Consider the following 25,269-nt stretch of genomic DNA (forward strand, 5'->3'; position numbering starts at 1 on the left):
GCTACTGGTTGTTGGTCTCGCCTGGATGCTTCTTTTCCCACTGGTGCTGCTGATCGAGCAGCTCTTCCGGATCGAAGTTCTGCTCATCCAGGCCCTGCATCTGCTGAATGATGTCGAGCGGAGGATTGCCGTCGTAGATCTTGTACAGGCGCTGCTGCCGATACGCGTCGCGAATGAACACGTACGGATCGTAGGCGGATTGCAGGAACCCTTCGGCGTCGATCGCGCGCGAGCGGATCGTCACCAGATACATCATCTGCGGCATGTATTGCAGGCCGTTGTAGTGATGGTTGCCAGCGAACAGGGTCAGTGGATCAAAAAAGTAGCCGTCTACCGGGCGCTGCCAGATGTCACGTGCGCTACTTGGGCCCAGGAACGGCAGCATCAGGTAGTCACCTTCCGGCGCACCCCAGCGTGCCAGGGTCACGCCGAAATCGTTGTCCTCGATCGGCAAACCGAGTTGGCTGGCCGGGTCGAAGAAGCCGCCGATACCCAGCGTAAGGTTGATCAAAAACCGGCCGGTGCTCTGCAGCGCCTGCTTCGGTCGCGCCTGCAGCAGGTCGTTGGCGACGGTAACCGGCATCCGGATATTGGTGAAAAAGTCGCTGAACGAGCGGCGTACCGGCGGATTGGTCACCTTGCGGTAGCCCAATGCGACGGGGCGGATCACCGCCTGATCGAGCGCGTCATTGAATTTGTACGCGCCGCGATTGTATTTCTCCAGCGGATCGTCGGTGCGTGGCTTGGCAATCGTGCAGCCAGCCAACAGGGCGATCGCCAACACGGGCAACCAGCGGCCAAGCAGGGAAGAGCGCAGTGGAGAGGGCATCGGTGCAGGGATTTCGCGTCGGGGGACAGAAAGTGTACTGTCTGGTCTTGTATCTTGCACGGCTTTCGGCATGCTTTCGCGCGTCGCGTACCGATCCGTGGCCAGCCCACCATGATACGCGTGCTGCGCATTGCCAGCAAAGCACCGGCTCAACTACACTGTCGGACCATATAAGTCTCTATTCCCTAAGGAATTCGCATGGCCCGTATTACCGTGGAAGACTGCCTCGAGGTGGTCGACAACCGTTTTGAGCTGGTGTTGATGGCGACCAAGCGTGCTCGCCAGCTTGAAAAAGGTGCCGAGCCGGCCGTCAATCCCGAGCATGACAAGCCGACCGTTCTGGCCCTGCGTGAAATCGCAGCACGCCGCATCGATCAGGCCACGATCGACCAGATCGACAAGGCCGAGCGCGAACGCGCCGAGCGTGAAGCGCTGGAGTGGGCGGCAGCTGAAGTTGACGACGACCTTTCCAAGGGTGGCGACGACTGATGGATGGCGGCGGCTGTAGCGCAAACCTCATTCACACCGGCAAGCCTGGTGCGATGAGTTGCGCACACGTGGCCGCCATGGTTTGTCGCTGCGGTGGGGTGGGCGCCTGAACGGGCCCCTGTACCGATGATTGCGGCCACTCATCCAGCCACGCTCGACTTTTCAGCGCTGCCGCCATATGCACTGGCGCTGAAAGAGCAGGTTGCCTATCTGCCGGAAGCACAGGTTCAGCGTATCTTGCGCGCGTTCCAGGTGGGTGCGCAGGCGCACGCCGGACAGGAGCGCAAGAGTGGTGAGCCGTACATCACCCACCCGGTAGCGGTGGCAGGCATTCTGGCCGAAATGGGGCTGGATGCCGAGACGATCATCGCGGCAATCCTGCACGACACTCTGGAAGATACCGAGCTCAGTCGCGACGACATCGCCGGCGAGTTCGGCGAGGTCGTGGCTGAGCTGGTTGATGGCGTTACCAAGCTCGACAAGATGCGCTTCGGCACTCGCCAGGAGGCCGACGCAGAGAGCTTCCGCAAGATGCTGCTGGCGATGGCGCGTGACATCCGCGTCATTCTGATCAAGCTGTCCGATCGCCTGCACAACATGCGTACGCTCGGTGCCAAGGAGGGGTCTTCGCGCCGGCGCATTGCCCGCGAAACGCTGGAAATTTACGCCCCGATCGCGCAACGCCTGGGCATGAACAAGTTCAAGGCCGAGCTGCAGGACCTGGGTTTCCACGCACTGTATCCAGATCGCTATCGGGTGATCAGCGAACGTATTCGCGCGGCCATTGGCAATCGGCGTGAGGCGATGGGCAAGATTGAGGCGGCGCTTACCGCGCGGCTGCAGGCTGATCATCTGCCGGCACTGGTGGTGGGGCGAATCAAGTCGGCGTGGAGCATCTATTCGAAGATGCGTGGCGAGCACAAGAGTTTCGCCCAGCTGATGGACGTCTATGGCTTTCGCGTGGTGGTCGACAGCGCGATGAGCTGCTACATGGCGCTCGGCATGGTGCACGCGCTGTACAAGCCGGTCGACAAGCGCTTCAAGGATTTCATCGCGATTCCCAAGGCGAACGGTTACCAGTCGTTGCATACGGTGCTGCTGGGGCCGTTCGGTGCGCCCATCGAGGTGCAGATACGTACGGCGGAAATGGATTCGGTGGCCGAGAGCGGCGTCGCCGCACACTGGGCCTACAAGACCGAGAGCGGTCCGGCGAACAGTGCGCAGGCGCGGGCGCGCGAATGGTTGTCGTCGCTGGTCGACAGTTCGGCCAATACGGTGTCGTCGTCGGAGTTTATCGAGAACGTCAAGATCGACCTGTTCCCCGACGAGGTCTATCTGTTCACTCCGCGCGGCGACATCCTGTCGCTGCCGCGTAACGCCACGGTGCTCGATTTCGCCTACGCCGTGCATACCGATGTGGGTGACCATGCGGTGGCGGCGCGAGTGGACAAGCGGCTTCTGTCACTGCGCTCCCGACTGGAGTCGGGCCAGGTCATCGAGATCATCACGGCACCGTCGGCGGTGCCGAATCCGGCATGGCTGGAAGTGGTGGTGACCGGCAAGGCGCGTACCGCGATCCGCCAATATCTGAAGCACTTGCAGCACGAGGATGCGGTCGACTTTGGTCATCGCATGCTCGATCGCGCGCTGGATGCGCTGGGTAGCAGTCTGGATGGCATCCCGGCGGATGTGCTGGACAGGTTTCTGGAGACGTCCAAGTTCAAGCGGCTGGAAGAGCTGCTGTCAGACATTGCCCTGGGTAACCGGATGCCTGACCTGGTCGCCACTCAGTTGCTGGCGTCGCGCGGCAAGAAAACGGGCAAGCCGGCATTGCCGCTGCACACGCACGAGAAGATCCGCATCACCGGCGGTGAGCGCGGCGTGCTCAGTTTTGCCAACTGCTGCCATCCGCTGCCGGGCGACGACATTATTGGCTACCTGTCTTCGGGCAAGGGCATCGTGGTGCATCGTGAGGAATGCCCGAACGTATTTGAGTTGGCCAAGTCGCCGGAGCGTCGTGTGGGGATCGAGTGGGATCGGGACGTGCAGGGTGACTATCGGGCCGAGCTGCGCATCGAGGTGATCAACCGTCCCGGCGTGCTGGCCACGGTGGCTGCGGCGATTGCCGCGGCGGACTCGAATATCGAGAACGTGGAATACGTCGAGCGTGATTCGTCCGCAGCGACCTTGTTGTTCGCCATGGAGGTGAAGAGCCGCAAGCATCTGGCTGATGTCATTCGCCGCGTGCGCCGTACCGGCGTGGTCAGTGGGGCGTATCGCCACCCGTTGTAGGGGCGGCGAACGGGCAGGTCGTCGCGTCGTAGGGTCCGCGCTGCGGTCGTGGCGTCAAGGAGCAAGGGCCAGCGACAGTTCTGCGGCAAATTTGCGCTCTTTTGGCTTTACAAGGCCGCGCCCGGGCTTATCCTCTTCCCCGTTCCCCGTTCCCCGTTCCCCGTTCCCCGTTCCCCGTTCCCAGGAAAAACCATGTCCCGCAGCATCATCTCCACCGAGCAGGCGCCGGCCGCCATTGGTCCGTATTCGCAGGCGGTACGCGCCGGAAACACGGTGTATTTCTCCGGACAGATTCCGCTGGACCCGACCACCGGCGCCCTGGTTGATGGCGACATTGCTGCACAGACGCGGCGTGTCTTCGATAACCTCACCGCGGTGGCCGAGGCGGCCGGCGGTTCGTTGGCACAAATGGTGCGCGTGGGTATCTACGTCACCGATCTGGCCAATTTTTCCGCGGTGAATGCCGTGATGGCCGAGTATTTTCAGCAGCCGTATCCGGCGCGCTCCACCATCGAGGTGTCTGCGTTGCCGAAGGCAGCCCAGGTGGAAGTTGACGCGGTGATGGTGCTGGACTGAGTCCGCTGCAGGGCTTGCGCTGACACCACACATCATCGGACGCCTTACGGTGAACGAGGATGCTCGGGTAGGCTTGCAGTTCATGGCCACCCGTACCGCCCGCCCCGCTGCCGTTGTCAGCACCGATCCCGGTCTCACGCCCGTCGGCAAGCTGCCGGGAGTGGGGCCGGCATTGATCGCCACGCTGAGCCGACTCGGCCTGGAGCGCGTGCAGGATTTGTGGTTCCACTTGCCGTTGCGCTACGAAGACAAGACCCGGGTTACAGCCATCGCCGATCTTCGGCCTGGTGAACGGGCCCAGGTCGAAGGCGTGGTCGAGGCGGTCGAGCGAGGTTTCCGTTATCGGCCGCAACTGAAGGTTTCGATCGGTGATGACAGTCAGCACACGTTGCTGCTGCGCTTCTTTCATTTCAATCGCGCGCAGGCCGAGCAACTAAAGCCTGGTGCGCGACTGCTTTGTTATGGCGAAGTTCGTCATGGTGCGCAGGGGCTGGAGATGGTTCACCCGACCTACCAGCGGCTGGTCGGCGAGGCGATTGCCGAGGTCGATGAGTTGCTCAGTCCGGTCTACCCGACCACCGAGGGGCTTGGGCCGAAGCGTCTGGCTGGTGTGATCGGCAAGGCGTTGGCGCTGCTGCCACCGGCGACTGCATTGGAGCTGATTCCGCCGGAACTGTGCGCGCAGCACGGTCTGACCTCGCTGCGCGACGCGTTGCTTTATGTGCATCGCCCGCCACCGGATGCGCGTCTGGATCAACTCATGCTGGGTCGGCATCCAGCGCAGCAGCGACTGGCCTTCGAGGAGTTGCTGACCCAGCACCTGAGCCTGCGCCGGATGCGCGAGGCAGTGCGTCGTCGACGTGCGCCGAAGCTGGGTGGCGACGGTGAATTGCGTCGGCAGTTGCTGGCGGGTTTGTCGTTCCGGCTGACGGCGGCGCAGCAGCGTGTCACCACCGAAGTGGCAGGTGATCTGGTGCGGGCCAGTCCGATGTTGCGGCTGGTGCAGGGTGATGTCGGCAGCGGCAAGACCGTGGTTGCGGCGCTCGCCGCACTGGCCGCGGTCGAGGCCGGCTACCAGGTGGCGCTGATGGCGCCCACCGAATTGCTGGCCGAGCAGCATCTGCATAATTTTCGCCATTGGCTGCAGCCACTCGGCATCGAGGTGGAATGGCTGGCCGGCAAGGTCACCGGCAAGGCACGTCAACAGGCGCTCGCGCGAGTGGCCGCTGGTGCCTCGGTGGTGATCGGCACGCATGCGTTGATGCAGGAGGGCGTGGGATTTTCACGGCTCGGCTTGGTGATCGTCGATGAGCAGCACCGCTTCGGCGTGCAGCAACGGTTGTCCTTGCGTGACAAGGGCAAGGATGGGCAGCTCGTCCCGCATCAGCTGGTGCTCACGGCGACACCGATCCCGCGAACGCTGGCGATGAGCGCGTATGCCGATCTGGATGTTTCGTCGATCGATGAATTACCGCCCGGTCGCACGCCAGTGCAGACCATCGCAATCTCGAATGCCCGTCGCATCGAGGTGATCGAGCGTATCCATGCAGCGTGTCGCGAGGGACGTCAGGTCTATTGGGTGTGCACCTTGATCGAGGAATCCGAGCAGTTGCGCGCGCAGGCGGCCGAGGTAGCCTATGCCGAATTGTCAGCGGGGCTGGCCGGCTTTCGCGTGGGCCTGATCCACGGTCGCATGAAGCCGAAGGAAAAGCAGGCGGTGATGGATGCGTTCAAGGCCGGAGAGCTGGCCGTGCTGGTGGCCACCACCGTGATCGAGGTGGGCGTGGATGTACCGAATGCCAGCCTGATGGTGATCGAGAACAGCGAGCGGCTCGGCCTGGCCCAACTGCACCAGTTGCGCGGCCGAGTGGGTCGTGGTGCGGTGGCCTCCAACTGCGTGCTGTTGTATCAACCGCCCTTGGGCCAGTTGGCACGCGAACGCCTGCAGGTGATGCGCGAGACCAGCGACGGTTTTCGCATCGCCGAGAAAGATCTGGAGCTGCGTGGTCCGGGCGAAGTGCTGGGCACGCGCCAGACCGGTCAGCTCAGTTTCCGCATTGCCGACCTCACTCGCGATGCACACCTGTTGCCGGCGGTGCAGCAGGTCGGTGAACGGATGCTGGCGGAACACCCGCAGCAGACCGGCCAGTTGATCGAGCGCTGGATCGGTGGGGCGGCACGCTACGCACATGCGTGAGGCGCCGCCGATTCCCCTTGGTCCTGCCCGTCCAATACACTGACCAGCTAAACCGAGAAGAATGAAGATGACCAGACCGCAACTCCTGATCGATACCGATCCCGGTGTCGACGATGCACTCGCCATTCTGATGGCTTACGCCCACGCCGACCTTGCCGGCCTCAGCATCGCCGCCGGCAATGTGGGCCTTGGCCACACCGTGCGCAATGCGCGCACGTTGGTCGATCTGGTCGGCATGCCGACGCCGGTATTCGCCGGCTGCGCCACGCCGCTGGTGCGTGCGCCGGAAGAGGATGCTGCGTTCGTGCATGGTCAGGATGGTTTTGGTGATGTCGGCTTTGCGGAACCGGTAGCGGCCTTGTCGGCTGAGTCCGCGGCGCTGGCGCTGCTGCGGCTGACCCGTGAACGCCCCGGCGAACTCACTCTGGTGGCATTGGGGCCGTTGACCAACCTGGCGCTGGCCTTGCGCCTGGACCCGAGTCTGCCGCAGCGGGTGGCGCGGCTGGTGGTGATGGGCGGCGCGGTCACCGGTCACGGCAATACCGGCAAGGTGCCGGCGGAATTCAATATCGGTTTCGATCCCGAAGCGGCCCATGTGGTGTTCGAGGCGTTTCCGGTGTTTGACCTGGTCGACTGGGAGGCCACGTTGCGGCATGCGTTTGACGACGCCGAGTTCGACAGCTGGCTGACCGCAGGCGACCATCGTGCGCACTTCTTCGGCAAGATCGTGGCTACGGCACGTCGCTACAACGCCGAGCACGAGCGTCATGGACTGGTTGCAGCCGATGCGTTGGCCATGGCGGTCGCGCTGGACCCCTCGATCGTCACTCGCAGCGAGAAGCGCGCGGTGGCGGTGGAGCTGGATGGTCGGCTGACTCGCGGTGCAACCGTGGTCGACTGGGCGGCACGACTGGGTCGGCCGGCTCAGGCGAATATTGTGTTGGAGGTTGATCAGGCGCGCTTTTCGGCGATGGTGAAGCGGGCCCTTGGTGCGCCGGATTAAGCCGACAGGATGAGGTCGACTTGCATGGCTACGCGCATCCCCGTTACAATGCCGCTCTTTTCACCACCGCTTTAGAGCCAGCCATGAAGCCTGATATCCATCCCAATTACACCCCGGTGGTGTTCCAGGACCTGTCGTCCGACTTTTCGTTTCTGACGAAGTCGACCATGTCCAGCAAGGAAACCATCAAGTGGGAAGACGGCAACGAGTACCCGCTGATCAAGGTGGATATCTCCAGCCATTCGCACCCGTTCTACACCGGCAAGCAGAAGACGCTTGACGTGGGCGGTCGCGTTGACAAGTTCCGTCGCCGCTACGCGGGCTCCGTCAAGGAGTAATCGACGACTGCGGTGGCGCCTGGCGCCTGGCCGCAGATCGGATCGAGCGATTCAAGACACGGGGCAGGCTCAGGCTTGCCCCGTGTCTTTTCGTGCCTGGCATCCTTCCATTCGCCATCGAATGTGCGGGTAGCCTTGTGCGATAATACTCGGCGTGCTGACGCCAAGGCGTCCGCTGCTTCGCCTGTTTTCCCCGGCATGCGAAGCCAGAAATTACCGCATCGGACGGCGTCGCCCCTGGCGATCGCGGCCGGTGGTGACCCACATGCAAGGAGGTTTCCGTGTCCGATCCCAAGATCGTCAAATTGGTGGATGAGTCGAGCAATCGCAGCAGCGAACTGCCCCTGGTCAGCGGTACGCTGGGGCCGTCGTGTATCGACATTGCCACCCTGTACAAGGATACCGGCCACTTCACCTACGACCCTGGCTACGGCAGCACCGCCAGCACCAAGAGCGCGATCACCTACATCGATGGCGACAAGGGCGTGTTGTTGTATCGCGGCTATCCGATCGAGCAGCTGGCCGAGAAGTCGAGCTTCCTGGAAGTGGCCTATCTGCTGCTGAATGGCGAGCTGCCGAAGGCGGACGAGTTCGCCGCATTCGAGCACGATGTCTCGCATCACACGATGCTGCACGAGTCGCTGAAGAACTTCTTCCAGGGCTTCCACCACGACGCCCATCCGATGGCGATGCTGGCCGCTGCCGTGGCCTCGCTGTCGGCGTTCTACCATGACGACCTCAACGTCGACGATCCGGCCGACCGCAAGATGGCGGCGATCCGCCTGCTCGCCAAGATGCCGACGATCGCCGCTGCCTGCTACCGCTACTCGGTTGGTTGGCCGCTGCGTTATCCGCGCAACAACCTCGAGTACGTCGACCGCTTCCTGCACATGATGTTCGAAGTGCCGAGCGAGCCGCTGACGATGAACCCGGTGGCGGCCAAGGCGCTGGACCTGCTGTTCATCCTGCACGCCGACCATGAGCAGAACGCGTCGACCTCGACCGTGCGCCTGGTCGGTTCCACCGGTGCCAATCCGTATGCGTCGATTGCCGCTGGCATCACCGCCCTGTGGGGCCCGGCGCATGGTGGCGCGAACGAAGCGGTGCTGAAGCAGCTTGAGGAAATCGGCAGCCCGGACAACGTCGAGTCGGCGATCTTGCGGGCGAAAGACAAGAACGACAGCTTCCGCCTGATGGGCTTCGGTCATCGTGTCTACAAGAACTTCGACCCGCGCGCCAAGATCATTCGCGAAATGTGCCACAAGGTGCTGGCCGAGCTGGGCGTGAAGGACCCGTTGCTGGATGTGGCAATGAAGCTGGAAGAAGCGGCACTGAAGGACGAGTATTTCATCGAGCGCAAGTTGTATCCGAACGTCGATTTCTATTCGGGCATCATCTACAAGGCGCTGGGTATCCCGACCGAGATGTTCACCGTGATGTTCGCCATCGCACGCACCGCAGGCTGGATCGCGCATTGGATCGAACAGCATGAAACGCCGGGGTCACGCATTGGCCGTCCGCGTCAGGTGTATACCGGTCCCGATGTGCGTGACTACGAGCCGACTGCGAAACGCTGATCGTCTTGATTCATTGACAGAAGAAAGCCCCGATTGAAGTCGGGGCTTTTTTTGGTCTGGTGATTCAGCGCAGCGCGGTACTGAGTTGTTGCTCGAAGCTGTTGCCGGAGTCCTGTTCCAGCAACAGGTTCAACTGGGCGCGGGAGGCACGTCGCATGGGTCGCTCGTCGGTTCGGTCCAATGGCGCCTGGCGCAATGCATCGCGTGGCAGCACGGTCAGGTCGAACGGCAGCTCGTCAGCAGCAAACAGCAAGACCGGATATTCCGGTTGGTCGTCGCGGCTGTAGCGTAGTCGCCGCGTCTGCGTATCGAACGGTATGCCATTGTCGCGCAGATACAGCATGACGGCTTCGGGATCGTCGCTGTAAACATGCAGGCATACGGCCGAGTGGGTGTCCGCCGTGCCTTCCAGTACGGCACCGACCAGACGTGGCTCGAAGGCGGCCAGGAAGTGCATCGACTCAAGCGCGGCTTCACGTCGCTGGCGCAGTAACTGTGGCTGACTGTCGCCCAGGAAAAGGCGTTGGTGTTCGCGCAACGCCTGCTCGATCTCCAGGTTGCGTGGCAGCGACTGGCTGTCAAGCACACCCAGCCGTTCAGCGGCCTTCAGCTTGGCATGGTGGAAGTCGCGAATGCCATGTTCGCTCATCAACCGCGCCGCTTCCTGAGCGATGCGCACGCGATTCTGCTGCAGCCGATCATGTGCATGAATTCGCGGGTGTTCGCCTCGGGACATGGTGTTCCTCTTCGGTCGTTGATCGACAGCCCCCGATATGGGGCCGTCGACGAGGGTTCAGAAGATGTCGTAGGCGTGCTGCTGGTCCTGTTCTTTCTGCTGGGCAGCCTGACTGCGCAGTCGGTCAACGTCTTCTACCTTGAACATTTCGCTCATGGCGTCGGGATCGTCGGCCGTGGTGGGGAGCCCGCTGTTGCGATTGATCAGTACCGTACTGATGCCCGGCGGCATCGGCAACGTGCTGGGCGGCAGGTCTTTCAGAGAACTGCCCATGTACGACATCCAGATCGGCAGCGCTGCCTTGGCGCCAAACTCGCCACGACCGAGCGAGCTGTAGTCATCGAAACCCACCCATACGGCGGTCGAAAGGTCGCCGTTGAAGCCGACGAACCAGGCGTCGCGATGGTCATTGGTCGAGCCGGTCTTGCCGGCCAGGTCGCTACGGCCCAGCGCCCGGGCCGCGGCGCCGGTGCCGCGCAGGATCACGTCCTTCATCAACGAGACCATCAGGTAGTCGTTGCGTACTTCGAGTACATGCGGCGCCAGCACGGGCGCATGTGCGCCGGCATCGTGCGCGTCAGCAGGAAGCACGGCCTCACCGACGCCATCGACGCTGCTCGAACTGGCAGGTTCGGTCGATGAGCTGCTGCTGGCCAGGTTGTTGGCCGGCGTGGACTTCATGTCAGCCGGGGGCAGGCCTGGTGGGTTGGTGTCCAGCAAGCGTTCCTGACAATCCCGGCACGCGCGAGCGGGGTTAGCCACGTACACGGGCGTGCCGTTGCGATCATCAATTTCGTGGATGAAGTACGGCGTGACCAGATAGCCGCCATTGGCGAATACCGCATAGCCACGGGCCATGCTCATCGGCGATACCGATGCCGTGCCCAGCGCCATCGACAGATTGGCGGGTATCGCATCCTGCGAAAAGCCGAAACGAGTGGCGTACTCCCGCACGAAGCGCACACCGATCGCATCGAGCAGGCGTACTGACACGAGGTTCTTCGATTGCACCAGGGCCTCGCGCAGGCGCATTGGGCCAGCGAACTTTCCGTCATCGTTGGACGGCGTCCAGATACCGTTCGGACGTGACGGATCGGGCAGGGCCAGTGGCGCGTCGTTGATGATCGACGCCGGCGTGAAGCCGCGATCGAAGGCGGCGGAATACAGGTACGGCTTGAAACTTGACCCGGGCTGGCGGGCTGCCATCACGGCGCGATTGAATTTGCTGCGCACAAAGCTGAAGCCGCCGACCAGCGCCTGAATCGAGCCATCCTCCGGGTTCACGGAAGTCAGTGCCGCCTGCGCTGCGGGAATCTGGGCCAGCTGCCATTCGCCCTTGTCGTCACGAGCAAGGCGGATGATGTCGCCACGCTTGAGTACCGCATCGACCTTGCTAGGCGTTGCCCCGACGCGATCATCATTGATATGCGGGCGTGCCCAGGCAACGGCGGAAAGATCGAGAATGGCGCTTTCCCTGTTCGCTAGATAAACCGTGGCCTGGCTGGAGTCGCTGGCCGTGACAATGCCCGGTTGCATGCCAGAGATGCCGCTGTAGCTGGATAGAAGGTTGTCCAACTCGGCCTCACCTGCCGTGGCCGGCAAGTCCTGATGTGCCTCGGGGCCACGCCAGCCATGTCGGCGGTCATAGGCAATCAGGCCTTCGCGCACCGATTCAACTGCGGTTTGCTGGCGGGTGCTGAGCACGGTGGTCTTCACCACATAACCTTCGGTCAGCGCATCGTTGCCGAAGCGATCGAGCACCTGTCGACGCACCATTTCGGCCAGATAAGGTGCATCCACCTCGATCGGCTGTTCGTGTGGGTAGGCGTGGTTGGGCTCGGCTATCGCCTGCTCATAAACGGCTTTGGTGATGTAGTGATGGCGCAGCATTTCGCCCAGCACCCAGTTGCGCCGGGCGATCGCGCGCTTCTGTCCGTTGATCGGGTTGACCACCGACGGCAACTGGAAGGTCGAGGCGATCAGCGCACATTCGGCGACGGTCAGCTGATCCAGGGTCTTGCCGTAGTAGTACTCAGCTGCGGCTGCCACGCCATACGCGCGATGGCCAAGGAACATCTTGTTGAGGTAAAGCTCAAGAATCTGATCCTTGCTCAGTTCATGCTCGATCCGCAGGGCGATGAATATCTCGGTGAGCTTGCGCGAGTAGAGCTTCTCGGGGCTGAGGAAGAAGTTGCGTGCAACCTGCTGGGTAATGGTGGAACCGCCTGGCCCCTTGTCACCTGCGGTGATGACCACATGCCAGCCAGCGCGCGCGATGCCGTGCCAATCCACCCCGGGGTGGTGGTAGAAATCGGCATCTTCGGCCGAAAGCACGGCGTGCTTGAGGCGATCAGGGACCTTCTCGATCTGTACGGGAATACGCCGGGTTTCGCCAAAGCTGGCGATCAGTTTGCCGTCGGCGCTGAGTACCCGCAGCGGAACCTGCATGGGGTAGTTCTTCAGTTCGGCTACCGAGGGCAGCCTGGGTGAGAGCAGCCAGTAGGCGACGCCAACCGCGATGACTGTAAGAAGCAAACCGGAAAAGGCCAGGAGCAAGGCCCAGCGCAACAAGCGTTTGAAAATTTGCATGGTGTGGAGATAGCGAGACCTGAGTCAAAACATGGCAGAGTATAGATGTAGCAGTATTCGCTGGATGCCGCGCGCGCCGCCGAGCGCACCCAACTGAACCAAGCAAGTGTCGGGCCAAAGTGACGACTTGTCTTGAATGTGGTATGAATCACGTTAATCACATGAGAAAGTTTCCGTAGACCGTTGCCATTGCATTAATTTTTCGATTTAATGCCACTGCGTACCCGCCAGTCTCTGGCTACGGGCGTCAGCGGCAAGGGGGAAACACCGTGGGGCTCTTTACACCGAAGAAGCCGGCGCTGATTGGTGTCGATATCAGTTCGACAGCGGTCAAGTTGCTGCAGCTAAGTCAGGCAGGCGGTCGTTATCGCGTGGAGCACTACGCGGTAGAGCCGCTGCCGCCGAATGCCGTGGTTGAGAAAAACATCGTCGAGGTCGAGGCGGTGGGTGATGCGATTCGTCGTGCGCTGGCACGCTCGGGCTCCAAGCTCAAGCACGCTTCCGCGGCGGTGGCAGGCTCAGCCGTGATCACCCGCATCATCCCGATGGCCAGCGGGCTGTCCGAGGATGACCTGGAAGGGCAGATCCAGGTTGAGGCGAATCAATACATTCCGTATCCGATCGACGAAGTCAGCCTCGATTACGAGGTGCTTGGTCCGGTACGCGACAATCCGGACATGAGCAACGTGCTGCTGGCGGCCTCGCGCACCGAGAACGTCGACATGCGGGTTGCTGCGCTGGATCTGGGCGGGCTGACTGCTTCGGTGATCGACGTGGAGGCGTTCGCGATGGAGAACGCGTTCGCGATGATTGCCGATCAGCTCAACGTCAGTCGCGAAGCCCTGGTGGCGGTGGTCGACATCGGCGCTACCATGACGACGCTGTCCGTGTTGCGCAACCAGCGCACGATCTACTCACGCGAACAGGTATTTGGTGGCAAGCAGCTGACCGACGAAATCATGCGTCGCTTCGGGCTTTCCTATGAGGAAGCCGGGCGCGCCAAGCGCAAGGGTGGCCTGCCCGAGTCTTACGAGACCGAGGCGCTGGAGCCGTTCAAGGAATCCCTGGTTCAGCAGATCGGCCGCCTGCTGCAGTTTTTCTTCGCCGGCAGTGAGCACAGCAAGGTCGACCAGGTGGTTCTGGCGGGCGGCTGTGCGTCGATCGAGGGATTGGGTCCGATGCTGGAAGAGCAGCTCGGCGTGTCCTGCGTTATAGCCAATCCGCTGGCACGCATGTCGTTGTCGCCCCGGGTTCAGGCTCAGTCGCTGGCGCAGGACGCCCCCGCATTGATGATTGCGGTAGGCCTCGCCTTGAGGAGCTTCGACTGATGGCACACGTCAACCTACTTCCGTGGCGTACCGAACGCCGCAAGCAACGCGAGCGTGAGTTCTACATGCAGCTGCTGGCTGCTTTCGTGGTCGGTCTGGGCGCTTTGCTGGTATGGATGTTCTGGATGGACCAGCGGATCGACAACCAGAACGATCGCAACGCCTACCTGCAGACCGAGATCAATCAGCTCGATGCACGCATCGTGAAAATCCATGACCTGGAAAAAGTGCGCGAGCACTTGCTGGCTCGCAAGCAGATCATCGAGCAGCTCCAGGCCGACCGTTCGCAAATGGTGCACCTGTTTGACGAACTGGTGAAGACGGTGCCGACCAGCGCACGTCTTACGGCTCTCAAGCAGAGCGGGCAGTCGATGTCGCTGGATGGCGTGGCGCAGTCCAATGACAGCGTCGCCAAATACATGCGCAACCTCGAAGCATCCCCGTGGATGGGGCATACCGACCTGCGCAAGACCGAGAACCTGCATAACGCTACCCGGATGCCGTATCTGTTCGGCCTGAACGTGCAGTTGAGCAAGCCGAAGACGGACGAAACTGAGGCAGGCAAGGCTGCTCCGATGCTGCCTGCCGGTAACGTCGCGGCGCCGGCGAAAGCGTCGACAGTCGCGCCGGCTGCCCAGCCCGCGGCGAATGCTTCCGGGGCAAGCCCAGCCACTGCGCCAGCTGCCAAGGGAGGTGCCTGATCATGAGTTTCATGAGTGATATCCAGAACCTCGATCGCAATAACGTGGGTGGCTGGCCGCAGTCGATCAGGTTGTTCTTTACTGCGCTGCTGTTTGGCCTGGTAGTGCTGGCCGGTTGGTACTTTGTCATCAGTGATCAACAAGACAGCCTCGGTTCGCTGGTCGGCAAGGAAACGCAACTCAAGCAAGAGTTCCGCGACAAGCAGGCCAAGGCGGTCAATCTCGAGGCGCTGCAACAGCAGCTCGACGAGATGCAGGACATGCTGCGCCAGTTGCTGCGCCAGTTGCCCAGCAAAACGGAAATGCCTGAGCTGCTCACCGATATTTCGCAGACCGCACAGTCAGCGGGGTTGGAGACCGATCTGTTCCAGCCTGGTGCAGAGACGCCGAAGGACTTCTACGCAGAACGTCCCATCGCACTGCGATTCAGCGGTACCTACCATCAGTTCGGCACGTTTATCAGCGGGGTGGCTTCGCTCCCGCGCGTGGTGATCCTGACCTTGCACGACGTTTCGCTGACACCCAAGAGTTCAGGAAAAGATGGCGCTGCCGACGGCCAGCTGGTCCTGCAGGGCACCGTCAAGACCTATCGTTATCTCGATGACGATGAGAGCGCCGCCGCAGCCAAAAGCAAACCCGCGGGCAACAAAAGAGCGGGGGGCCGGAAATGAACAAGCAAATTTTCATCAAGCCGGTACAGGTGGCGCGTTTCGCATTGATATTGGCAGCCTTGCTGGTACTCGGTGGTTGCACGCGAGGCATGTCCGACCTGCGCAGCTGGGTAGCGCAGGAGAAGGCCAAGAAGGGCGCGTCGATTCCGCCTTTGCCCGTGATCAAGACGTTCGAGACATTCAAATACGACGACCAGGGTCTGCGTGATCCGTTCAGTCCGAGCACAGCCGAGCTGGACAGCAACGTCGCGGCCAACAATGGCCCGCGACCTGACGCCAATCGGGCCAAGCAACCCCTTGAGTTGTTCTCTCTGGACAGTCTCAAGATGGTCGGCACGGTCGGCTCCGGTGCCAGCATGGAAGTGCTGGTCAAGGACCCGGGCGGGGTGATCCACCGCGTTCATGTGAATGAGTACATGGGCCAGAACTACGGGCATATCACGGCGATCAGCGAAGACCATATTGATCTGGTTGAGCTGGTATCCAACGGTAATGGTGGCTGGATGGAACGTCCTGCCAGCATCGCGCTCGACGCGAAATAGGTAGACAGGGGCTGATGCAATGACCAACCAAATCCAAACCGTGCGGGGCCGTGTCATGCGCCATGCAAGCCGTTACATGTTGATGGGCCTGCTGATTGCTGGCGCCACCTGGACCAGCGCTGCGATGGCAGCCACGACCACGCTGAAGAACATCAGCTACAACGCGCTGCCCGGTGGCAGCGTGGAGTTGCATATGGACTTCGGCAATGGTCCGGTACCGGATCCGAAGATATTCACGACCGGCAACCCGCCGCGCATCGCCGTGGACTTTGCCGACACCGACAACACAGCGCCGCGTCATCTTGATATCGGCAAGGGCTCGACATCGGGTGTCTCCGCCATATCGGCTGGAGGTCGCACTCGCGTCGTCGTCGAACTGATGCGTGACTCCAGCTATCGGTCGCGAATTGACGGCCACAGCCTGGTGTTGACCGTGAACAACGGCAGCGCTGATCAGGCAGTGACGACGGCAGCCACAATCGATCCGACCAAGGCATTGCCGTCCTCATCCAACGGTCCAGCCATTTCCAACATCGACTTCCGTCGCGGTCCCAATGGCGAAGGTCGTGTGCTGATCAACTTCAGTGGTAGTGGCGCCAACGCCCAGATGACCCACAGCGGCGACAAGGTGCTGGTCACCATCGACCATGCCAACCTGCCGGCCAATCTGGCTCAGCGTCTGGACACGCTTGATTTCGCCACGCCGGTGCAATCCATCGTCACCCACGCAGGCAACGGCGGTGGTGCGCGTGTGGAAATCGCCGTCAAGGGCAACGTGGAAACGTCTGCTTACCAGACCGCTGATCAGTATGTGGTTGAGGTCGCGCCCAAGAAGGCGGACGCCAATCAGACGGCACTGTCCAGGCCTGGCCAGGAGCCGAGCTACAACGGCAAGCGCGTTACCTTCAATTTCCAGGACATTCCGGTGCGCTCGGCATTGCAGCTGATCGCAGACATTTCCGGATTGAACCTGGTTGCGTCCGACAGCGTCGGTGGCAGCGTCACCTTGCGTCTGGTCAATGTGCCATGGGATCAGGCGCTGGATGTGATCCTGCGGGCCAAGAGTCTGGACAAGCGTCGTAATGGCAATGTCGTATGGGTCGCTCCGCAGGCCGAGTTGGCCAAGTACGAGCAGGATCTGGCTGACGCCAAGCTCAAGGCACAGGACACCGCTGAACTGGTGACCGACTACGTGCCCATCAGCTACGGCAAGGCACAAGACATCGCGACGTTGCTGACGACGGGCAGCAAACAAGGCCAGGGCGGCGGCGGTAGCAGCGGTGGTGGAAACACCCAGCGCGGTTTCCTCTCCCCGCGCGGCAGCGTTTCGTTCGATATCCGCACCAATACGTTGCTGCTCAACGACACCCCGGAAAAGATCCGCCAGCTGCGTGAGCTGATCGCGGTGCTGGACAAGCCGGTACAGCAAGTGTTGATTGAATCGCGCATCGTGGTTGCCACCGACGACTTCACCCGTGAACTGGGTGCGAAGTTCGGCATCAGTGGCAAGCAGACCAATCCGAGTGGGCAGGTGCTGCAGCTGGGCGACAGCATAGGCGGAAACATTGGTAACAACGGAGTGCCGGGTAAGATCGGTTCGGGTGGCTTGAATGTGAACCTGCCGACCAGCCTGAAGGGCGGCAGCTTCGGCCTCGCCATTCTGGGTGCGAACTATGCGCTGGATCTGGAACTCTCCGCCGCACAGACCGAGGGGCGTGGCGAAGTGATTTCAAGCCCGCGTGTGATTACCGCCAACCAGCAGGAAGCGGTCATCCGCCAGGGTCAGGAAATCGGCTACGTGACGTTCCAGAACAGTGCTGGCGGTGGTGCCGGCAGCGGTACCGCCACGGTACAGTTCAAGGACGCCGTGCTGGAACTGAAGGTCACCCCGACGATTACCGCCGACAACCGCGTCTACCTGATGATCAACGTCAAGAAGGATGCGCTGGCGGGTTACGTCGACGCACCGGGAAGCGGCAAGATCCCGACCATCGACACGCGTGAGGTGAACACCTCGGCGCTGGTCGATAACGGTCAGACTGTCGTGCTCGGCGGCATCTATGAGGTCAACAAGTCCAACACCATCACCAAGGTGCCCGGTCTTGGCGACATCCCGGGTATCGGTGCCTTGTTCCGCAGCAATTCGCGGGTCAATACGAAGGCGGAACTGCTGATCTTCGTGACTCCGCGTATCCTCAGCGACAGCTTGCAGTAAGTTTCGCGAGCTTCGGAAAAAGAGGCGGCTTCGGCCGCCTCTTTTTTTATGCGTGACTGCTGGCATGCGGGCGCTCAGGGAATTTTCGGCAAGGTTCACGGTCTGTAGCACGCAAGGCGAGCCAGCCAGAGGCGCTTGGCGCAGGCCGGATCGCTGTCGTTTCAATTACGGAAACCGCATCATGGATACACCCGAAACTTCTACTCCGAGTCGATTGCAACAGTCGTTTGGGAAGCTACGCAGCGATCTGCAGCGGTGCATCATTGGCCAGCCGCATCTGGTGGAGTGCCTGTTGGTCGCTTTACTTGCCGATGGCCATTTGCTGGTCGAAGGTGCGCCCGGCCTGGCCAAGACCACCGCGGTCAAGGCGCTCGCAGCGCGCATCGAAGCAGACTTTCACCGCGTTCAGTTCACCCCTGACCTGCTCCCCGCTGACCTGACCGGCACGGATGTGTTTCGTCCGCAGTCAGGGAATTTCGAGTTCGAGCGTGGTCCGCTGTTCCACAACATCGTGCTTGCCGACGAGATCAATCGCGCTCCGGCCAAAGTGCAATCGGCCTTGCTCGAAGCGATGGCCGAACAGCAGATCACGGTGGGTCGCCGTACCTGGAAGCTGCCTGAATTGTTCATGGTGATGGCGACGCAGAACCCCATCGAGCAGGAAGGCACGTTCACCCTGCCCGAGGCTCAGCTGGATCGCTTTTTGATGCACGTGACGATCGGCTACCCGGATGCCGCAGCTGAGCTGGCGATTCTGAAACTGGCGCGTGAGCAGGCGAGTCGGCGCGCACATCCGGCGGCTGCCGTGCCGGCCTTGTTGAGTCAGGCCGATGTGTTTGCTGCGCGCGATTCGGCGATGGCGGTGCACATGGCTCCGGCGCTGGAGGAGTATCTGACTCAGTTGGTTCTGGCGAGCCGCGACGCGGGTCGCTACGGGACGGAGTTGAAGCGCTGGATTGCGTGGGGCGGAAGTCCGCGTGCCACTATTGCGCTGGATCGTTGTTCGCGCGCACACGCATGGCTTTCGGGCCGTGACTATGTTTTGCCCGAAGACGTCCATTCAATCGCGCACGAAGTGTTACGGCATCGTGTACTGCTGAGTTATGAGGCCGAGGCGGAAGGGGTGCGGCCCGATCAGGTAATTACCCGCCTGCTGGATCTCGTGCCGCTGCCGTGAACGCCGTATTTCAAAGACCCGACGATGGCGACGGTCGCAGCCAGGTTTCGCTAGCCGAATTGATCGGTTTGCGTGCCCGGGTGGGTCGGGCGCGCCTGGCGCCGATGCTCAGTCGGGCGGCACGGCATGGTCAGCAGTCCAGCCGTCTTTACGGCCGCGGCATGGACTATGCGGAATCTCGAATCTACCAGCCTGGCGACGATGTGCGTCGGCTGGACTGGCGGCTCACCGCGCGCAGCGGCAAGCTGCACACCAAGCTGTTCCAGGAGGACCGCGAAGGTTGCCTGCTGATCCTGCTGGATACGCATGCCAGCATGCGCTTTGGCACCCGCGTGCGTTTCAAGTCCGTGCAGGCGGCGCGCGCCGCCGCGGCAGCAGCCTGGTACGCGGTGCGTGCCGGTGAGCGCGTGGGGGTGATGGCGTTCGGACAGGCCGATCAATGGGTTCGGCCACAGGCGGGACCCCGTGGCGCACTGGCGGCGTGTGGCGCGCTTTTCGATTCGGACCGGCGTGCGACCGACGAACGGACAGAACCCCTTTCCGCAGCACTGGAGCGAGCAGGTCGCGTCTTGCACGGCGCGAGCCGGGTGCTGTTGATCAGCGACGGCTTCAGTGGTGACGATGCGTCACGCAAACGCTTGCTGGACCTTGGGCGCCATGCTCAGGTCAGCGTTTTGGTGGTGGCTGACGCATTGGAACTGGCCCTCGCTGCACCCGGCCGCTACCCGCTAGAGCACGCCGGTGAACGCCGCGACGTGGTGTTGCAGTCCGAGCGCCAACGGGTGGATTTTCAGCGTGCGCTGGGCGCCGGGCCGGCGCACTTGAGCGAGCTGGCGCAGTCGTTGGGTCTTCACTGGGCAAGCATCGACACCACGGCCGATGCCTTTGATGCCGTCAGCCGTCTGTTGGGCGTGCGGAGAGCAGCACGATGATGCAGCCATCCGGTCCGCAACTGCGTGACATCCATCTTCCGCCGATGCCGGCGTGGTGGCCGCCTGCGCCTGGCTGGTGGATGCTGGCGGCCCTTGTGCTGGCGCTTGCGGGCTTCGCGTTCTGCTCAATCCGGCGATACCGCCGGGCGCGCTGGCAACGCCATAAAGTGCTGGACGAACTGCAGCGGATTGGCGAGCAGCATGCCCGTGATGGTGACAAAGCCAGGCTGCTTGCCGAGTTGCATCAGCTATTGCGCCGGGTGGCGCGCCGTCATGACGCTCAGGCAATTCGGCAGCGGGGTGGTGTCTGGAAGCAGACGCTTTCGCGAGTGCCGGTTGATGCATCGGTGCTGCAGCAGTTGCTCGCACTGGACGATTGGCTTTATCGCCCACCTGCGCAATTCGACGAGGTTGCAGCGATAGCTGCGGTGCGCCGCTGGCTGCAGGTTGCACTGAAGCCTTCGCGTTGGAAGGCCGTGCCGGTGGAGCAGGCCGATGCCTGAGTTCGCCTGGCCCTGGATGATCGTGTTGTTGCCGCTGCCATGGTTGCTGCGCCACTGGCTGCGACCGGCGGCACCTGGCCAGGCCTTGCACCTGCCGCAGCCGGGTGTGCGTCTGGCCAGTGTGGCCGGCAGGCGTGCGCAAGGTGCGTCGCCGTGGCTGCTGGCGCTGGCGTGGTTGTGCCTGCTGGCAGCCGCGGCGCGACCACAGTGGATCGGTCCGCCGCAGCCGCAGCAGCGCAGCGGTCGCGCGTTGATGCTGGCGGTGGATCTGTCCGGCAGCATGCATACCGGTGATATGCAGCTGGCCGGTCAGCAGGTCAGCCGGTTTGCTGCTGTGGAGGCGATTGCCGGCGACTTCATCAGCCGCCGCCATGGCGATGAAATGGGGCTCATTCTGTTTGGCAGTCAGGCGTTTCTGGTCACGCCGTTGACCTACGATCTTTCCGCCGTTCGCGCACAGCTGGAAGGTGCGGCCGTTGGGCTGGCCGGCACCGAAACGGCGATTGGCGACGCTATTGGCGTGGCGGTCAAGCGCTTGTCCGCGCTGCCGGAACAGGCGCGTGTGCTGGTGCTGCTTACCGACGGCGTCAATAACGCCGGCAGCATTGCGCCGCGTGACGCGGCGCGTGCGGCAAAGGCGGCTGGCGTGCGCATCTACACCATCGGCGTCGGTGCCACCCAGATGCGCATCCCCGGCTTTTTCGGCAGCCAGCTGGTAAACCCCTCGGCGGACCTGGATGCGAAGATGCTGACCGATATCGCCGAGCAGACCGGCGGACGCTTCTTTCGCGCCACCGACAGCCGCGAGCTGGCTGACGCCTATCGCGCCATCGACGCACTGGAGCCGATGCCGCAACATGGCCCGGCGTTGCGCCCGCGGCACGAACTGTTTCGCTGGCCCCTGCTGGCATCGATCCTGCTGATGCTGTTGGTCGTCTTGCCGCGTCGCTGGTCGCGTTCGACGGAGCGCGCGACATGACCGAGATGCTGCAGCAATTCCATTTCATCAGGCCGTGGTGGCTGCTTGGCCTGCTGGCGTTGCTCTTGATTGGCTGGTTCGGCACCCGCCGAGACAGCGGCGAGATCGCGCTGTCGCACCTGGTTGATGCCGAGTTGTTGCCGCATCTGCTGCGTGGTCGATCCCGCCACACGTATCTGCCGGTGTGGTTGTTCGCGCTGGGCTGGACGTTGTCGGTACTGGCGCTTGCGGGGCCCACCTGGAGTCGCGTCGAACAGCCGCTGTATGCCAGTCGTCCCGCCCAGGTGGTGGCGATCTCTTTGTCGCAACACATGCTGGCGAAGGATGTCGCACCCAGTCGGCTGGATCGTGCCCGTTACAAGGCACGCGACTTGTCGCACGCAAACCAGGATGGACTCAATGCGCTGATCGGTTACGCCGGTGAAGCGTTCGTGGTGGCGCCGCTCACCGCAGATGCTCACAGCCTCGATGATTTGCTCGACGCGATGGCGCCAGACACCATGCCGGTCGATGGCGACAATGCGGCCGCGGCAATCGAGCGCGGCGTGGCCCTGATTCACGACGGCAACGCCGGCACGGGTTCGCTGGTGCTGATTACCGACCAGGCTGACGCGGCGGCGCAGTCCGCGGCGCGCAAGGCGCTGGCTGCCGGCGTGCATGTATCGGTGCTCGGCGTTGGCACTGCCGCGGGCGGCCCCGTGCCGTCGGCGGAGGGCGGATTTCTGCGTGACGCGAGTGGCAACGTGATGCTTGTGCGTCGTGATGATGCCTCTCTGCGTGCACTGGCCGCTGCCGGTGGTGGACGCTACGTGCCGATGAGTGCGGATCAGGCGGACGTCGACACTTTGCGTGGCCAGTTGCGCCGCGCCAGCACGAGCCGGGCTGATGGGCAGGTTGGCAATGAATGGCAGGATCGTGGCCCGTGGCTGCTGCTGCCCGTGCTGTTGCTTGCCGCGCTGGCGTTCCGACGCGGTTGGCTGTTGCTGCTGCCGCTGTTGGTATTGCCGATGCTTCCCGGCACGGCTTCTGCGACGGACTGGAAGGATTTGTGGCAACGCCCTGATCAACAGGCCGCGCAGGCGCTGCATGATGGCGATGCCAAACGTGCTCAGCAACTCGCGCGCGACCCGGCCTGGCGCGGTGCAGCGGCCTATCGCGCGGGTGACTACGCGGCAGCGGAACAAGCCCTGCAACAGGTACCCGGCAGCGACGGCGCGTACAACCTCGGCAATGCGCTGGCCAAACAGGGCCAGTACAAGCAAGCGATTGCCGCTTACGACGACGCGTTGAAACGCGACCCGACCAATGCCGACGCGAAGGCGAACCGGCAGGCGGTTGAGGACTGGTTGCGCCAACAACAACAGCAGTCGCCGCAGGATCAGAAGGAACACGAAGGCCAGAACGGCCAGAAAAACCAGTCGTCACCGGGTGAGCAGGGCAAGACAGGTCAACAGGGTTCGAAGGGTCAGCAGCAGGACGAAAAGAAACAGGATCAGTCTTCCGCTGGCCAATCCGGCAAGGACGGCAAGCCGCAGGACGATGCCGGCAAGCAAGAGTCCGCGCAGGATCAGTCCGGCAAGGACGGTGCAAGCCAGGGTAAACCACAGAGTGCGCAGGAACAGGCCGAACAGAAGGCGCAGGCCGAGCGGGCGCAACAGGCATTGAAGCAACAGATGGATGCTGCTCTGGCCAAACAGGCGGACGACAAGGGCAAGGACACCCATCAGCTCGGCGCACTGGCCAAGGACGATCCGCAGGCAAAGCTGCCCGCTGATCTGCGGCATGCCTTGCAGCGTGTGCCGGATGATCCCGGCGCGCTGCTGCGGCGCAAGTTCCAGCTTGAGTATCAGCAGCGCCATGGCGGCGCCACAGACGAGGATGGAGAACCGTGACCGTTCGACAGTTCATCAGCGGATGCCTGCTGGCGCTGGTCTTGATTCCGGCGCTGGCGGTGGCGGGCGAGGTCTCTGCCACGCTGGATCGCAACAACGTGCAGCTTGGTGAGACGGTAACCCTGAACGTGCGCGTCAGCGGTCAGAGCATGGGTGTTGCTGCTCCGGACCTCGGTGCGCTGAACCAGGATTTCCAGATCCTCGGAACATCGCAGAACCGCAGCCTCAGCGTCGTCAATGGCAGCGCAAAGTCGGAGCTGACCTTCGGTATTGCGCTGCGTCCACGCCACCTCGGCACATTGCAGATTCCCGCCTTGAGTGTTGCCGGCGCGCAGACTGCGCCGTTGCAGCTCAATGTGACGGCGCCCGACCCGAGCGCGGCAGCTACGTCGTCGCAAGACGTCTTCATGGAATCGCAACTCAATCCTGCCCAAGGTTACGTCGGTCAGCAGTTCACCTACCTGACACGGTTGTACTACGCCAACCGCATCGGCGGTGACGCACCGCAGCCGCCGCAGGTTGCCGGTGTCGAGATCACCCCGCTCGGCAAGGGACTGAACTACGACGCCGAGCGTGGTGGTCGCAGTTATCACGTACTCGAGCAGCGCTATGCAGTGACCCCGCAGCACGCCGGAAAAATTGAAATTCCTCCCGTCGATTTTGAAGGCCAGCAGACCGACCCGCGCGATCCCGACAGCTTCTTTGGTGCCACCGTTCCGGTCAGTGCCAGTGCCCCGGCGCAGGCCATCGAAGTAAAGCCGGCACCATCGAACTTCGCTGGCAGTGCATGGCTGCCGGCCCGCGCGCTGAGCTTGACACTGGACGGCTGGCCTAGTGCGCAGGGCGCAGCGCCAAGAGTGGGTCAGCCACTGAATCTGAGCATGACCCTGCAGGCTACGGGGCTGTCGTACGACGCACTGCCGGCACTGAGTCTGCCGGCGCTGGATGGCGCTACCGTTTACCCGGACAAGCCGGTCACTGGCAATCGCCAAGATGGCGACTGGATCACCGGGCGCCGTCAGCAGTCTTTTGCGATCGTGCCCGAGCGTGCCGGCGCACTGACCATTCCGGCGATCAGTCTGAAATGGTGGAATGTGGTCAGCGACCAGATGGAAGTGGCGCAGATTCCCGCGCATACGATCACTGTGTTGCCGGCCGCGGGCGCTGCTGCCACTCCTCCTGCGGCGGCCACGTCGGCAGAGAGCGCGATGCCGGATCGCGCCGTGGCCTCCGGGTCACCGGCTGTGCGGGTATCGGTTCCGTGGCGTTGGATCGCTCTGGTCAGCTTCGGGTTGTGGCTATTCAGCCTGCTGGGCTGGTGGTGGCATCGCCGTCGATCACCTGCCGTGATGACGCCAGCACTATCGCCGCGCAACTCCTCGCGCAGCGAGCAAATGGCCTTTCTTGCCGCCGCACGTGGCAGCGATTCGGCGGCGCAAACGCGTAGCTTGCTGGCGTGGGCACGTGCAGAGCGGCCGGGAATTCAGCATCTGGGTGAGCTGTCTGCGGCGCTGGACGATCCGCGCCAGCGCGCGGCTATCGCCCGTTTGCAGCAACGGCATTACGCCGGTGTGGGGACATCTACCCCGGCAGGCGATGGGGAGCTGGCGGAGGTATTCAAGCGCGGCTTTGGCTGGCGCGCGCCGGATGCGGCGGATGCGGAATCCACGCTGGCTCCGCTGTATCCCTTCAAACTGCGTTGA

21 protein-coding genes are annotated in these 25,269 nt (G+C 62.6%); 18 read left to right on the forward strand and 3 right to left on the reverse strand.

Going from position 1 to position 25,269, the window contains the following annotated elements; translation table 11 throughout:
* Position 1: 1 nt before the first annotated feature.
* A complete protein-coding gene (locus tag PY254_RS05200; RefSeq protein ID WP_281014416.1) occupies positions 2-829 on the reverse strand; it encodes an MlaA family lipoprotein in 828 nt (275 codons plus the stop codon).
* A 198-nt stretch (positions 830-1,027) separates the two neighbouring features.
* Between PY254_RS05200 and rpoZ the strand changes: the two genes are divergently transcribed.
* From rpoZ to PY254_RS05235, 7 genes are all read left to right on the forward strand, one after another.
* Positions 1,028-1,318, forward strand: coding sequence for a DNA-directed RNA polymerase subunit omega (gene rpoZ, locus PY254_RS05205; RefSeq protein WP_281014417.1), 291 nt, complete (start codon positions 1,028-1,030; stop codon positions 1,316-1,318).
* 126 nt (positions 1,319-1,444) lie between these two features.
* Positions 1,445-3,610, forward strand: coding sequence for a RelA/SpoT family protein (locus PY254_RS05210; RefSeq protein ID WP_281014418.1), 2,166 nt, complete (start codon positions 1,445-1,447; stop codon positions 3,608-3,610).
* Between the two features lie 192 nt (positions 3,611-3,802).
* Positions 3,803-4,186 (forward strand): RidA family protein, encoded by a 384-nt coding sequence (locus tag PY254_RS05215; protein WP_281014419.1) that lies wholly within the window; start codon positions 3,803-3,805, stop codon positions 4,184-4,186.
* An 82-nt stretch (positions 4,187-4,268) separates the two neighbouring features.
* On the forward strand, positions 4,269-6,383 hold the full coding sequence (gene recG / locus PY254_RS05220) for an ATP-dependent DNA helicase RecG (protein ID WP_281014420.1): 2,115 nt from the start codon (positions 4,269-4,271) through the stop codon (positions 6,381-6,383).
* Positions 6,384-6,450: 67 nt separating this feature from the next.
* Positions 6,451-7,386 carry a nucleoside hydrolase gene (locus tag PY254_RS05225; RefSeq protein WP_281014421.1) on the forward strand — a complete coding sequence of 312 codons (936 nt, stop codon included), beginning with the start codon at positions 6,451-6,453 and terminating at the stop codon, positions 7,384-7,386.
* A gap of 83 nt (positions 7,387-7,469) precedes the next feature.
* Entirely contained in the window at positions 7,470-7,724 is a 255-nt protein-coding gene (locus PY254_RS05230; protein WP_281014422.1) for a type B 50S ribosomal protein L31, read from the forward strand.
* 281 nt (positions 7,725-8,005) lie between these two features.
* Positions 8,006-9,301, forward strand: coding sequence for a citrate synthase (locus PY254_RS05235; protein ID WP_281014423.1), 1,296 nt, complete (start codon positions 8,006-8,008; stop codon positions 9,299-9,301).
* Between the two features lie 64 nt (positions 9,302-9,365).
* Here PY254_RS05235 and PY254_RS05240 read toward each other — a convergent pair whose 3' ends face one another.
* Entirely contained in the window at positions 9,366-10,037 is a 672-nt protein-coding gene (locus PY254_RS05240; RefSeq protein WP_281014424.1) for a hypothetical protein, read from the reverse strand.
* A gap of 57 nt (positions 10,038-10,094) precedes the next feature.
* Complete coding sequence (locus tag PY254_RS05245; protein ID WP_281014425.1) at positions 10,095-12,626, reverse strand: penicillin-binding protein 1A; 2,532 nt, start codon at positions 12,624-12,626, stop codon at positions 10,095-10,097.
* A 269-nt stretch (positions 12,627-12,895) separates the two neighbouring features.
* Here PY254_RS05245 and PY254_RS05250 point away from each other — a divergent pair, with 269 nt between their 5' ends.
* The 11 genes from PY254_RS05250 (at position 12,896) to PY254_RS05300 (ending at position 25,269) form a co-directional block, all read left to right on the forward strand.
* A complete protein-coding gene (locus PY254_RS05250) occupies positions 12,896-13,954 on the forward strand; it encodes a pilus assembly protein PilM (RefSeq protein ID WP_281014426.1) in 1,059 nt (352 codons plus the stop codon).
* A complete protein-coding gene (locus PY254_RS05255) occupies positions 13,954-14,655 on the forward strand; it encodes a PilN domain-containing protein (RefSeq protein WP_281014427.1) in 702 nt (233 codons plus the stop codon). The genes PY254_RS05250 and PY254_RS05255 overlap by 1 nt, the downstream gene beginning before the upstream one ends.
* A 2-nt stretch (positions 14,656-14,657) precedes the next feature.
* Positions 14,658-15,326, forward strand: a complete 669-nt coding sequence (pilO, locus tag PY254_RS05260; protein WP_281014428.1) for a type IV pilus inner membrane component PilO — start codon at positions 14,658-14,660, stop codon at positions 15,324-15,326.
* Positions 15,323-15,868, forward strand: a complete 546-nt coding sequence (locus tag PY254_RS05265) for a pilus assembly protein PilP (protein ID WP_281014429.1) — start codon at positions 15,323-15,325, stop codon at positions 15,866-15,868. Before pilO ends, PY254_RS05265 begins: the two co-directional genes overlap by 4 nt.
* A 19-nt stretch (positions 15,869-15,887) precedes the next feature.
* Positions 15,888-18,083, forward strand: a complete 2,196-nt coding sequence (locus tag PY254_RS05270) for a type IV pilus secretin PilQ (RefSeq protein ID WP_281014430.1) — start codon at positions 15,888-15,890, stop codon at positions 18,081-18,083.
* Positions 18,084-18,264: 181 nt separating this feature from the next.
* On the forward strand, positions 18,265-19,260 hold the full coding sequence (locus PY254_RS05275; RefSeq protein WP_281014431.1) for an AAA family ATPase: 996 nt from the start codon (positions 18,265-18,267) through the stop codon (positions 19,258-19,260).
* Entirely contained in the window at positions 19,257-20,192 is a 936-nt protein-coding gene (locus tag PY254_RS05280; RefSeq protein WP_281014432.1) for a DUF58 domain-containing protein, read from the forward strand. The genes PY254_RS05275 and PY254_RS05280 overlap by 4 nt, the downstream gene beginning before the upstream one ends.
* Positions 20,189-20,695, forward strand: coding sequence for a DUF4381 family protein (locus tag PY254_RS05285; protein ID WP_281014433.1), 507 nt, complete (start codon positions 20,189-20,191; stop codon positions 20,693-20,695). The genes PY254_RS05280 and PY254_RS05285 overlap by 4 nt, the downstream gene beginning before the upstream one ends.
* A complete protein-coding gene (locus PY254_RS05290) occupies positions 20,688-21,674 on the forward strand; it encodes a VWA domain-containing protein (RefSeq protein WP_281014434.1) in 987 nt (328 codons plus the stop codon). Before PY254_RS05285 ends, PY254_RS05290 begins: the two co-directional genes overlap by 8 nt.
* A complete protein-coding gene (locus PY254_RS05295) occupies positions 21,671-23,566 on the forward strand; it encodes a tetratricopeptide repeat protein (RefSeq protein WP_281014435.1) in 1,896 nt (631 codons plus the stop codon). Before PY254_RS05290 ends, PY254_RS05295 begins: the two co-directional genes overlap by 4 nt.
* On the forward strand, positions 23,563-25,269 hold the full coding sequence (locus PY254_RS05300; protein ID WP_281014436.1) for a BatD family protein: 1,707 nt from the start codon (positions 23,563-23,565) through the stop codon (positions 25,267-25,269). The genes PY254_RS05295 and PY254_RS05300 overlap by 4 nt, the downstream gene beginning before the upstream one ends.

Origin of the sequence: Rhodanobacter sp. AS-Z3 (assembly GCF_029224025.1) — a bacterium.
GTDB lineage: Bacteria > Pseudomonadota > Gammaproteobacteria > Xanthomonadales > Rhodanobacteraceae > Rhodanobacter.